The organism is Aromatoleum buckelii (assembly GCF_012910785.2).
Classification (GTDB): domain Bacteria; phylum Pseudomonadota; class Gammaproteobacteria; order Burkholderiales; family Rhodocyclaceae; genus Aromatoleum; species Aromatoleum buckelii.
Window position 1 is genome coordinate 14,959 of record NZ_WTVH02000007.1, and the last position, 12,312, is coordinate 27,270.

Below are 12,312 nucleotides of genomic sequence, written 5' to 3' on the forward strand. Positions count from 1 at the left end.
GGGCGCGAAAAAAACCCGGCGCGATCTGGCCGGGTTTTTTTGCTGCGCGAACCTGTGATTTTGCTCCGCGAGCCTGTGATCAGTTTTGTTCGGAATTGCCCAGCGCGGTCGTGTTGAAGCCGCCGTCCACGTACATGATCTCGCCGGTCATGCCGCTGGCGAGGTCCGAGCACAGGAACGCGGCCGCGTTGCCGACTTCCTCGATCGTCACGTTGCGGCGCAGCGGGGCGTTGTGCTCGTTGAACGACAGCAGCTTGCTGAAGTTGCCGATGCCCGATGCGGCGAGCGTCTTGATCGGGCCTGCGGAGATCGCGTTGACCCGCGTCCCTTCCGGGCCGAGGCAGACCGCGAGGTAGCGCACCGCAGCTTCGAGGCTCGCTTTCGCCAGGCCCATGATGTTGTAGTTGGGCATCGTGCGCACTGCGCCGAGATAGGACATGGTCAGCAGGGCGCCCCTGCGGCCCTTCATCATCGGGCGGGCCGCTTTCGCGAGCAGCGGGAAGCTGCCTGCGCTGACTTCCTGCGAAATGCGGAAGGCCTCGCGCGAGAACCCGTCGAGGAAATCGCCTTCGAGTGCGTCGCTCGGCGCGAACGCGATCGAATGTACCAGACCGTCCAGGCCGTCCCATTTCTGCCCGAGCTGTTCGAACAGGCCGGCGATTTCGGCATCGTTCTGCACGTCGCATGAAAAAATCAGGTCGGAACCGAATTCGGCGGCCATTTTCGCCACACGTTCCTGAAAGCGCTCGTTCTGGTACGTGAAAGCGAGCTCGGCGCCTTCACGGTGCATCGCTTTTGCAATGCCGTAGGAAATCGAGCGATTGCTGAGCAGTCCGGTGATCAGAATCCGTTTTCCGGCGAGAAAGCCCATTTTTGGTAATGCTCCGTCTTGTTGAGCGCCCGATTATAGCTGGGTCCGTCGCTGCACGTGTGCTTGAGCAGCCGCCTGGGCTGGCGTTGTGGCCCGAACGGCCTGTCGGGTGCTGGCGTGGCGGCAGGCTTGAGCCGGCCGGCGGATGGCGAGCGGGAGCGGGGTGTCGTGAAAGCTGTCTTATCGCGAATCGGTGAACGATTCTTGCGGCTCCTGTTGAAGCCGGAAAATGCCCAGGGACAGCGCGCAGATCAGCGTGAAGGTGACGAGTTCGCCACCGTCCTCGACAACCGTGAGCACGGTCTGGAAGCGGCCCAGCTGCTGATGGATGACGCTGTGCACGATGTCCATCCCAACGGCGAAGAAGAGCAGGAGCACTATGGCAACGAAGAACACCTGTGCGTCGCGCCTGCTTCGTGGATCGCTGCGCAGATAGCCGAGCAGGACGGCAAGCATCGGCAGCAACCCGAGAGCGCTCCAGCCGACGAGCTCTCCTGTCGCCGCCGATATGCCGGTGTTCATCGACAAATAGTCCCCCATTGCCTCGTGCAGCGCCATCGAATCATCGAGCACGGACACTGCGAACAGCAGCGCCAGCATCAGGTACACCGGTTGCCTGCGCTTCGAATAGGTCGCGAGCAGCAGCAGCACCGCGACGACCTGCTGGGCATAGCCGTAGCGTTCGGGATAGCCACCGTCGACGAACGAGAACTTCACGTTGCCGCGGAGCGGGCTCGCCTCTAGACCGTAGTGCTCGGCGAAGGCGTATGCGATGAAAATACCGATGAAGGCGAAGTCGGCGACCAGCGCGATCGCGAGGAACCGCCAGTCGCATTTTCGTTTCGGCTTTGCCACGGAAACGAGGTGCCGCAGTATCGCGCCCGCCTTCGCCGACCAGGACGAGGGATTCTTCGCGAGCAGTGGGTCGGGCATGACGTCCTGCGCTGGCGGGGGAAGCCCAAGCGTGTCCGGGGTAAAGGGTGAGCGGGACGGATTCGCCATTATTTACCCCCGGAGTCGGCGGAGAACTTGGGCGCGTTGGGCGGAAAAGAAGGGCGCGCGTAATGCCCATGAAACAACTGTGGCAAAGACTGGCGTATTTGCAAGTCGCTGCGCGGGCAAAGCACCTCCAGATCCGTGACCACGCAGGGGCCGGTGATCGGGAGGCCCAAAGCCCGTGACGCACCACCGCAGGAGTGTCACTTCACTCTCGTACCGTTGCCGGCACGCGCACACGAGCGGCGCGCCTGCCGCAACGGGTAGAATCGGCCCATGTTTTCGCGCGCCTGCCTACTGCTGCTGTCATGCGTCCTGCTCGCCGCGTGCGGGCAGGTGTGGAACGACCCCTATCCCGTCGCCGAGCGCGACCAGAACGTCATGTACACCGCGTTCACCGATCGCCCGAAACACCTCGACCCGGTGCAGTCATACAGCGAGGACGAGGCGGCCTTCCTGTACCAGATCTACGAACCGCCGCTGCAATACCATTACCTCAAGCGGCCTTACACGCTGATCCCCGGAAGTGCCGCGCAGCTGCCCGTCATGCGCCGCTACGACGCGCGCGGCCGCGAGCTTCCCGCCGATGCTCCGGCCGCGCGCGTCGCCCGCAGCGAGTACGAGATCCGCATCGCGCCCGGGATTCTCTATCAGCCTCACCCGGCTTTCGCCAAAGCGGACGACGGCAGCCCGCGCTACCTCGAGCTCGGCCCTGATGACCTGGAAGGCGTGCGCGGCCTCGCGGATTTTCCCGAAACCGGCACGCGCGAGCTCGAAGCGGGAGATTTCGTCCACCAGATCAAGCGCCTCGCGCACCCGCGCCTGCACTCGCCGATCTTCGAGCTGATGGCCGAGTACATTCCCGGCCTGAAGGTGCTGCAAAAGCGCCTTGCCGACGAGGTACAGCGCAACCCCGGCTGGATCGACCTCACCGCGCACGCGCTGCCGGGTGTCGAAGTCGTCGATCGCCACACTTATCGCATCACGCTGAAAGGCGCCTACCCGCAGTTCCTGTACTGGTTGTCGATGCCGTTCTTCGCGCCGGTCCCGCCGGAGGCGGATCGCTTTTTCGGTCAGCCGGGCATGGCCGAGCGCAACCTGACGCTCGACTGGTGGCCAATCGGCACCGGCCCGTTCATGCTCGCCGAGAACAACCCGAACGCGCGCATGGTGCTGGTCAGAAACCCGAACTACCGCGGCGATCCCTACCCGTGCGAAGGCGATCCGGCGGACCGCGACGCGGGACTGCTGGCCGATTGCGGCAAGCCGATGCCGTTCCTCGACAAAGTCGTGTTCTCGCGCGAACGCGAAGGAATTCCGTACTGGAACAAATTCCTGCAGGGCTATTACGACGCCTCCGGCGTGTCGTCTGAGAACTTCGACCAGGCTGTCAATATGAGCAGCCAGGGGGAAGTCGTGCTGTCGGACGACATGGTCGAGCGCGGCATCGAGCTGCTGACTTCGGTGTCGCCGTCGGTGTTCTACCTCGGCTTCAACATGCTCGACCCGGTCGTTGGCGGCGGCGACACGGCGGCGGGGCGCGAGCGCGCGCGCAAGCTGCGTCAGGCGATCTCGATCGCGCTCGACATGGAGGAGTTCGTGTCGATCTTCCTCAACGGCCGCGGCGTGCCGGCAATGCATCCGATCCCGCCGGGCATTTTCGGCGCACGCGACGGCGAGGCGGGCATCAACCCGGTCGTCTATGAATGGCGCGGCGGCAAGGCCGTGCGCCGCAGCAAGGACGTCGCGCGGCGGCTGCTCGCCGAAGCCGGCTATCCGGACGGGCGGGACGCGAAGACCGGCGAACCGCTGATCATCAACCTCGACACGACGCCGGGCGGGCTCGGCGACAAGGCGCGTTCGGACTGGCTCGCGAAGCAGTTCCGCGAACTCGGCGTGCAGTTCGTCGTCCGCCCGACCGACTACAACCGCTTCCAGGACAAGATCCGCGAAGGCAACGCGCAGCTGTTCTTCTTCGGCTGGAACGCCGACTATCCCGACCCCGAGAACATGCTGTTCCTGCTGCACGGCCCGCAAGCGAAAGTCAGGGAGTCGGGGCAGAACGCGGCGAACTACCAGAACGCCGAGTACGACCGCCTTTTCGAGCAGATGAAGGGGATGCCCGACGGGCCGGAGCGCCAGAAGATCATCGACCGCATGGTCGCGATCCTGCAGCACGATGCGCCGTGGATTTTCGGTTTTCATCCGAAGGCCTACTCGCTGCAGCACGGCTGGGTCGAGAACCGCAAGCCGGGCAGCATGATCCGCAACACGCTGAAGTATCAGCGCGTCGACCTCGAACGCCGGCAAGCGCTGCGCGCGCAGTGGAACCAGCCTGTCGTGTGGCCGCTCGGGCTCGTCGCGCTGCTGTTCGTCGTCATCGTTGCGCCCGCATTCCTGCATTACCGCCGGCGCGAACGCGCGACCGGCGTCGGAGGCGCTGCCTGATGTTTGCGTATATCGTCCGCCGCCTGCTGTACGCGCTGCCGATCCTGATCGGCGTGAATCTCATCACTTTCGCGCTGTTCTTCGTCGTCAATTCGCCGGACGACATGGCGCGCATGCACCTGGGCGTCAAGCGCGTGACGCCGGAGGCGATCGAACGCTGGAAGGCCGAGCGCGGCTACGACCGGCCGCTGTTCGTCAACACACAGGCGGACGGCCGCGAGAAGCTCACCGACACGATCTTCTTCGACGAGTCGCTGCGCATGTTCGCATTCGATTTCGGCCGCGCCGACGACGGCCGCGACATCGCGCAGGAGATCCGCGACCGCATGCGCCCGTCGCTCGCGATCGCGCTGCCGACCTTCGTCCTCGGGCTGTTCGTCTCGGTGTCGTTCGCGCTGATGCTGGTGTTTTTCCGCGCGAGCTACCTCGACTTCTGGGGCGTCGTGCTGTGCGTCGCGATGATGTCGATATCGAGCCTGTTCTACATCATCGGCGGGCAGTGGCTGGTGTCGAAAGTGTGGGCGCTGGTGCCGATCTCGGGCTACGCGCCGGGGCTCGATGCGGCGCGCTTCCTCGTGCTGCCGGTGCTGATCAGCGTCGTCGCCGGCATCGGCGCGAACGCACGCTGGTATCGCACGATCTTCCTCGAGGAAATCTCGAAGGACTACGTGCGCACCGCCCGCGCCAAAGGCCTGTCGGAACTGGCGGTGCTGTTCCGCCATGTGCTGAAGAACGCGATGATCCCGATCCTCACCGGCGTCGTCGTCGTCATTCCGCTGCTGTTCATGGGGAGCCTGATCGTCGAGTCGTTCTTCGGCATTCCCGGCCTCGGCAGCTACACGATCGACGCGATCAATGCGCAGGACTTCGCCGTCGTGCGCGCGATGGTGTTCATCGGTTCGGTGCTGTACATCGTCGGCCTGCTGCTGACCGACATTTCCTACACGCTCGTCGATCCGCGCGTAAGGCTGGAGTAGGCGCATGGATTTTCGTTTCGTGCTGTTGTGGACCGATGCGCTGTTCTTCGTGCTGCTTGCGCTGGGGCTCGTGACGATCGTCTACGTGCGGCGCAGCCAGCCATTGCGCGCCGCGTGGCGCAAGGTCGGCAGCCGCGCGACGGGGATGGCGACGGCAACGATCCTGCTCGCGTTCCTCGCGATCGGGCTCGCCGACAGCCTGCACTACCGCCCGGCGCTGCCGGCCGCCGCAGTCGATGGCGGGGAAGCGCCTGCGGATTCCCGGGAAGCTGCCTATTCGTCCGAAGTCCTGAGCGCGCTCGATGCGCTGCTCGCGCCGCTGCGCACCCGCCTCGAAAAAACCTACTCCGCGCCGTTCGCCGGCGAACTGTACGCACGTGAAACCGTCGAGCTGCCGGATGGGGAACAGACGCGCATTCATCCCCGTTTGACATACGGCGCCGCGCACCTGGACGATCCCGAAACCGAGCGCGCGCAGGACATCGCTAGCCGTCTCGGCAACGGCGCCGCTGCCGCGTTCGGCGTGTGGCTGGTCGCCGCGCTCGCAGTGACCGCTTCGCTCGCGCGGCGTCGCGGTCGAGGCTGGACCGAAGCCGCCTCCGCACTCGTCCGTGGCGAAACGGTGCTCGCGTGGCGCGCCGCGCTCGTCACGTTCGGCGCGATCCTGCTCGTGGCCGGCGCTGCGGTTGCGCTCGGCTCGCACTACCACGTGTTCGGCACCGACAAGGTCGGCCAGGACGTGCTCTACCTGTCGCTGAAGAGCGTGCGCACGGCGCTGATCATCGGCACGTTGACGACGCTCGTGATGCTGCCATTCGCGGTCGCGCTCGGCATCATGGCGGGCTATCTCGGCGGCTGGGTCGATGACGTCATCCAGTACCTCTACACGGTGCTCAACGCGATCCCCGGCGTGCTGCTGATCGCCGCGGCGGTGCTGATGATGCAGGTTGTCATCGACACCAACCCGCAGTGGTTCGCGACCGCGGCCGAGCGCGCCGACGCGAGGCTGCTGGCGCTGTGCCTGATTCTCGGCATCACCAGCTGGACCGGGCTGTGCCGGCTACTGCGCGGCGAGACGCTGAAGCTGCGCGAGCTCGACTACGTGCATGCCGCGCGCGCGTTCGGCGTCGGCACGGCCGCGATCCTACGCCGCCACATCATGCCGAACGTCATGCACATCGTGATGATCGCCCTCGTGATGGATTTCTCCGGGCTGGTGCTCGCCGAGGCGGTGCTGTCCTACGTCGGCATCGGCGTCGACCCGGGCACGATCAGCTTCGGCACGATGATCAACATGGCGCGCGCCGAGCTCGCGCGCGAGCCGATGGTGTGGTGGTCGCTGCTCGCGGCGTTCGCATTCATGTTCGTGCTCGTGCTGTCGGCGAACCTGTTCGCCGATGTCGTGCGCGACGCCTTCGATCCGCGACGCGGCTGAGGTTCGCAGCGCGGCTGAAGTTCGCAGCGCCGCCGCCCCGTTTTTCTTGCCGACGCCGCGGTGATCCAGGCTTCCGGGGAACGTCGATTGCTTCGTTGTACTCCCGGTCCCGGGGCGCGCAATCCGGCTTTCGCCGGCCGCACGTCTTCGCCGGCATGCAGGAGAGCAATCATGCCCAGGGTGGTCTGGAAAGGCGCCATCGCCTTCGGTCTGGTTCATGTCCCGGTCGCTCTTTACCCCGCGAGCACCGCAAACCGGCTCGATCTCGATCTGCTCGACCGCCGCGATTTCGCCCCGGTCGGCTACCAGCGCATCAACAAGCGCACTGGTGAGCAGGTGTCGCCGTCGGACATCGTCAAGGGTTACCAGTACGAGGACGGCCAGTACGTCGTCGTTACCGACGAGGACTTCCGCGAGGCGAACGTCGAAGCGACGCAGACGGTGGAGATCGTCGGCTTCGTGTCGCAGGACGACATCCCGCCTTACTACTTCGATACGCCGTACTACCTCGAACCCGGGCGCCGTGGCGAGAAAGGCTATGCGCTGCTGCGCGAGACCATGCGCGCGACCCGCCGAGTCGCGCTTGCGCTGGTCGTGATCCGCAGCCGCCAGCATCTGGCCGCGGTGATCCCGGTCGGCGCGGTGCTGCTGATGAACACGCTGCGCTTCGCCGACGAGATCCGCTCGGTGGACGAACTGAAGCTGCCGGACGAGAGCCTGAAGAAGCTCGGCGTGACCGCACGGGAGCTCGAGATGGCCGAGCGCCTCGTTGAAGACATGGTCGAGGACTGGGCGCCCGAACAGTACCGCGACACCTACCGCGATGACCTGATGGCGCGCATCGAAGCCAAGATCGAGTCCGGGCGCACGCACGTCCTCGCCGAGACGCCGGCGAAGGAGCCAGCCGAGGCCGGGGCCGAGGTCGTCGACCTGATGGCGCTGCTCAAGCGCAGCCTCGAAGGACGCTCCCCCAGGCGCGCGGGTGGTAAGGCGCGCAGCGAAAATGAAGAGGAGGGGGCGGGCGCCGACGAGGATTCTGCGCGGCGACCGTCGCGCAGCGCTGGGCGCAAATCCGCGGCGAGCGGGGCATCGGCGAGGAAACCGGTGCCTCCCGGACGGAGCACTGGTGCCGGGAAGACCGCGTCCCGCAATCCTGCCGGCGAGCCGGGCAAGGACGGCGGAGGTCGGGCAGCGGGTGAAACGCGGCGTCGGCGCGCATGAAGCGAAGCGAGTCCGGCAAGGCCCGCGCAGGTGACCCGCTTGCGCGCTACCGCGCGATGCGCGACTTCGGCGCGACGCCGGAGCCGGGCGGCAATACCATTCCGGGCAAGGCCGAAGACGCGCTGACCTTCACGGTGCAGCGTCACGCCGCGCGTCGGCTGCATTACGACTTCCGTCTTGAACTCGACGGCGTGCTCAAGAGCTGGGCGGTGCCGAAAGGTCCGAGCCTCGACCCGTCCGAGCGCCGGCTTGCGGTCGAAACCGAGGACCATCCGCTCGACTACGGTGACTTCGAAGGCGTGATTCCGGCCAAACAGTACGGCGCAGGCGAAGTCGTCCTGTGGGATCGCGGGTGCTGGTCGACCGACTCGCCCGATCCGGCCGCCGATCTCGCTCGCGGAAAGCTCAAGTTCCGTCTCGACGGCGAGAAGCTGCAGGGAGGCTGGACGCTCGTGAGGATGCGCGCGAAGGCAGGTGAAGAGGACAGCGAAGGTCCTCACAACTGGCTGCTGATCAAGGAGGACGACGACGAGGCCCGTGTCGGCGACGAGGCCGAGATCACCGTGACCCGGCCGGGCAGCGTGAAGCACGTCGACGAACGGGCCGGGCGGCGCGAAACGGGGGCGACAAAGCCCGTGTCTGCCCCCGCCGAAAGTCGACGAATGCGCAAGGCCCCTCGGGCAGGCGCAACCGCAGCCGAAGGAAAAATGGCGAAACCGGCAAAACGCGGCCACGCCGCGCTGCCCGCTTTCATCACACCGCAGCTCGCGAGCCTTGTGAACGAGCCGCCGCCCGGGGAAGGCTGGGTGTACGAGATCAAGTACGACGGCTATCGCATCCTGGCGCGTCTCCAGGCGGGAACCGTCACGCTCTACACGCGCAACGGCCAGGACTGGACGCACCGCATGCCGCAGCTCGCGAAGGCGCTCGCGGCGCTGCAACTCGATGACAGCTGGCTCGACGGCGAGATCGTCGTCAATGGCGATGATGGTTTGCCGGATTTCCAGGCGCTGCAGAACGCGTTCGCACAGGGTGCGTCCGGCCGGATCGTCTATTACCTGTTTGACGCACCGTGGCTGTCCGGAGACGAGCTGGCGCCCCTGCCGCTCGTCGAGCGCAAGCGCCGGCTCGCCGCTGCGCTCGCCGGCGGCGAGGGCGGGCCGATCGTGTACAGCGAGCATTTCGCCGGCGACGTCGGGGCCGCGCTCGAGCAGGCCTGCCACCTCGGTATGGAAGGGCTGATCGGCAAGCGCGGCGATGCGCGTTACGTCGCGGGCCGCAGTCGCAGCTGGATCAAGCTGAAATGCCGGCCGCGGCAGGAGTTCGTCATCGGCGGCTACACCGAGCCGGGAGGCGCCCGGGAAGGCTTCGGCGCGCTGCTCGTCGGGCTGTACGACGACGCCGGCGCGCTGAATTATGCTGGCAAGGTCGGCACGGGCTTCGATCGGGAGACGCTCGAAGGGCTCGCCCGCCAGCTCGCCGCGCTCGAGCGCCACGACTCGCCGTTCGCCCGCAAGCCGCGTGGCGCTGGCCAGCACTGGGTGCGTCCGACGCTCGTCGCCGAAGTCGAATACGCCGGCTGGACGCGTGACAACCTGTTGCGCCAGGCAGCATTCGTCGGATTGCGCGAGGACAAGCCCGCCCATACGGTGCAGGACGAGGTCCCGCTGAGTTCCGATGTGACAGCGCAGGCGGAACAACCGTGGTCGCGGGCGGAGTCGTCGCGGCAGAAGAAAAAAACCTCGAAGGAGCCTGGCGGGCCGGCAAAGACGAAGGCGAAGGCGAAGGCGAACACGCCTTCGGCCCCGGATGGAGTGCGCGTTGCCGGCATCGTCATCACGCACCCCGAGCGCGTCGTCTGGCCGGACGCTGGCCTGACGAAGGCCGATCTCGCGCATTACTACGAAGACATCGCGCCATGGCTGCTGCCGCACGTCGCAAGCCGTCCGCTGAGTCTGCTGCGCTGTCCGGATGGCAGCGAGGCGGAGTGTTTTTTCCAGCGGCACATGGGGCAGGAGCGGCCCGGCGGAGTCGAAAGCTTCATCTGGGAGTCTTCGAAAGACCGCCGCAGCTATCTGTACGTGACGGATCTCGAAGGGGTGATCGGCATGGTCCAGCGCGGCGTCGTCGAATTCCATACCTGGGGCTCGACGATGCCGCGCGCGGACCGGCCGGACCGGATCACGATCGATCTCGACCCGGGGCCGGAACTGGCGTGGGCGCGAGTCGTCGAAGCGGCGCAGCTGGTGCGCGGGCTGCTCAAAGAGCTCGGGCTCGCCAGTTTCGTGAAGACGACCGGCGGCAAAGGTCTGCACGTCGTCGTGCCCTTGCGCCGCGGTCATCAATGGGGCGACGTCAAGCGCTTTGCGAAAGCCTTCGCGACTCACCTCGCACGCATCCTGCCGGACCGCTTCACCGCGACCATGGCCAAGAACCAGCGGGCTGGAAGGATTTTCGTCGATTACCTGCGCAACGACGCGGGGGCGTCGGCGATCTGCGCGTATGCCGCGCGGGCGCGCCCGGGCGCTCCGGTATCGACCCCGCTCGCGTGGGACGAGCTCGGGCCGGAACTGAAACCAGGCGCGTTCACGATCCTCACCGTTGCGGACCGGCTCGCCCGGCTGCGCGAGGATCCGTGGCGCGATTACGCCCAGCAGCGCTTCGTGCTGACCGGCAAAATGTGGGAGGCACTCGGCGAGACGCCGCCGCGCAAGACCCCGAACCAAGCGCAGCAGCGCGACTCTGACTGAAACCCTCCGCGGAACCGCAAGGCCCATGAAAAATCTCGTATTCGACAACCGTTTCGTCCACGAACTGCCCGGTGATCCGAACCCGTCGCCGGATGTGCGCCAGGTCCACGGCGCCTGCTACTCGCGCGTAATGCCGACGCCGGTCAGCGCGCCGCATCTGATCGCATGGTCGCCCGAAGTCGCGGCGCTGCTCGGGTTCGATGAGTCGGACGTGCGCTCGCCCGAATTCGCCGCGGTCTTTGCCGGCAACGCGCTGATGCCGGGAATGGAGCCGTATGCCGCCTGTTATGGCGGCCACCAGTTCGGCAACTGGGCGGGCCAGCTCGGCGACGGCCGCGCGATCACGCTCGGCGAAACGGTCCCCACGCAGGGCGACGGGCGCAGCGGGCGCTGGGAGCTGCAGCTCAAGGGTGCCGGCCCCACGCCGTACTCGCGCCACGCCGACGGCCGGGCGGTGCTGCGCTCGTCGATCCGCGAATTTCTCTGCAGCGAGGCGATGCACCACCTCGGCGTGCCGACGACGCGCGCGCTGTGCCTCGTCGGCACCGGCGAAAAAGTCGTCCGGGACATGTTCTACGACGGCCGACCGAAAGCCGAGCCGGGAGCGGTCGTGTGTCGCGTCGCGCCGTCGTTCATCCGCTTCGGCAATTTCGAGATCTTCACATCACGCGGCGACGAGGCGCTGCTGACGCGCCTCGTCGATTTCACGATCGCGCGTGACTTTCCCGAGTTCGGGGGCGAACCGGCAACGCGCCGTGCCGAGTGGTTTCGCATGGTGTGCGAACGCACGGCACGAATGATCGCTCAGTGGATGCGCGTCGGTTTCGTGCACGGCGTGATGAACACCGACAACATGTCGATCCTCGGCCTGACGATCGATTACGGCCCGTATGGCTGGATCGACAATTTCGATCCGGGCTGGACACCGAACACGACCGATGCCGGCGGTAAGCGCTACCGCTTCGGCAACCAGCCGCACATCGCCCATTGGAACCTGCTCCAGCTCGCGAATGCGCTGTATCCCGTGTTCGGCGCGGCCGAACCGCTGCACGAGGGGCTGGACCTTTACGCCCGGGTCTTCGACGAAGAAAACCGCCGCATGCTGGCCGCAAAACTCGGCTTCGAGGCGTTCGGCGACGAGGATGCCGCGCTCGTCGAGACGCTGCACGCGCTGCTGACGCGGGCCGAAGTCGACATGACGATCTTCTTCCGCGGCCTCGCGTCGCTCGATCTTGAGGCGCCTTCGATCGATCCGTTGCGCGACGCATTCTATTCGGTGGAGAAAGCCGCCGCTGCCGAGCCCGAGATGAACAGCTGGCTCGCCGCGTACGCGAAGCGGGTGAAGCAGGAGCGGACGCCTGCCGATCGACGCCGCGTTCGCATGAACGCCGCCAATCCGCGCTTCGTGCTGCGAAACTACCTCGCGCAGGAAGCGATCGACGCTGCCGAACAGGGGGACTATGCGTTGATTTCCGAGCTGCTCGACGTCATGCGCCATCCGTACGACGAGCAGCCGGGGCGCGAGCGATTCGCCGCCAAGCGGCCGGACTGGGCACGCAACCGTGCCGGCTGTTCGATGCTGTCGTGCAGCTCGTGATGTTCTGGGCTCCGTCC

General features: G+C 66.3%; 8 protein-coding genes. 6 read left to right on the top strand and 2 right to left on the bottom strand.

Features of this window, described 5'->3' with window-relative positions; all coding sequences use genetic code 11:
- Nucleotides 1–79 precede the first annotated feature (79 nt).
- Nucleotides 80–871, bottom strand: coding sequence for an enoyl-ACP reductase FabI (locus tag GO608_RS01770; RefSeq protein ID WP_169199163.1), 792 nt, complete (start codon nt 869–871; stop codon nt 80–82).
- A gap of 180 nt (nt 872–1,051) precedes the next feature.
- Nucleotides 1,052–1,804: a hypothetical protein gene (locus GO608_RS01775; RefSeq protein ID WP_247002761.1), complete on the bottom strand. Its 753-nt coding sequence runs from the start codon at nt 1,802–1,804 to the stop codon at nt 1,052–1,054.
- Between the two features lie 339 nt (nt 1,805–2,143).
- On the opposite strand from GO608_RS01775, the gene GO608_RS01780 reads away from it, so the two are divergent.
- The 6 genes from GO608_RS01780 to GO608_RS01805 all read left to right on the top strand — a co-directional run bounded on the left by GO608_RS01780 (nt 2,144) and on the right by GO608_RS01805 (nt 12,295).
- Nucleotides 2,144–4,315 (top strand): ABC transporter substrate-binding protein, encoded by a 2,172-nt coding sequence (locus tag GO608_RS01780; RefSeq protein ID WP_169199161.1) that lies wholly within the window; start codon nt 2,144–2,146, stop codon nt 4,313–4,315.
- Nucleotides 4,315–5,292, top strand: coding sequence for an ABC transporter permease (locus tag GO608_RS01785; protein ID WP_169199160.1), 978 nt, complete (start codon nt 4,315–4,317; stop codon nt 5,290–5,292). The genes GO608_RS01780 and GO608_RS01785 overlap by 1 nt, the downstream gene beginning before the upstream one ends.
- 4 nt (nt 5,293–5,296) lie before the next feature.
- A complete protein-coding gene (locus GO608_RS01790; protein WP_169199159.1) occupies nt 5,297–6,727 on the top strand; it encodes an ABC transporter permease in 1,431 nt (476 codons plus the stop codon).
- 171 nt (nt 6,728–6,898) lie between these two features.
- Nucleotides 6,899–7,948, top strand: a complete 1,050-nt coding sequence (ku, locus tag GO608_RS01795; protein ID WP_169199158.1) for a non-homologous end joining protein Ku — start codon at nt 6,899–6,901, stop codon at nt 7,946–7,948.
- The gene (ligD, locus tag GO608_RS01800; protein WP_169199157.1) at nt 7,945–10,698 is read left to right on the top strand and encodes a DNA ligase D; all 2,754 of its coding nucleotides are present in this window, start codon (nt 7,945–7,947) and stop codon (nt 10,696–10,698) included. Before ku ends, ligD begins: the two co-directional genes overlap by 4 nt.
- 25 nt (nt 10,699–10,723) lie before the next feature.
- Nucleotides 10,724–12,295, top strand: coding sequence for a protein adenylyltransferase SelO (locus GO608_RS01805; protein ID WP_169199156.1), 1,572 nt, complete (start codon nt 10,724–10,726; stop codon nt 12,293–12,295).
- Nucleotides 12,296–12,312 lie beyond the last annotated feature (17 nt).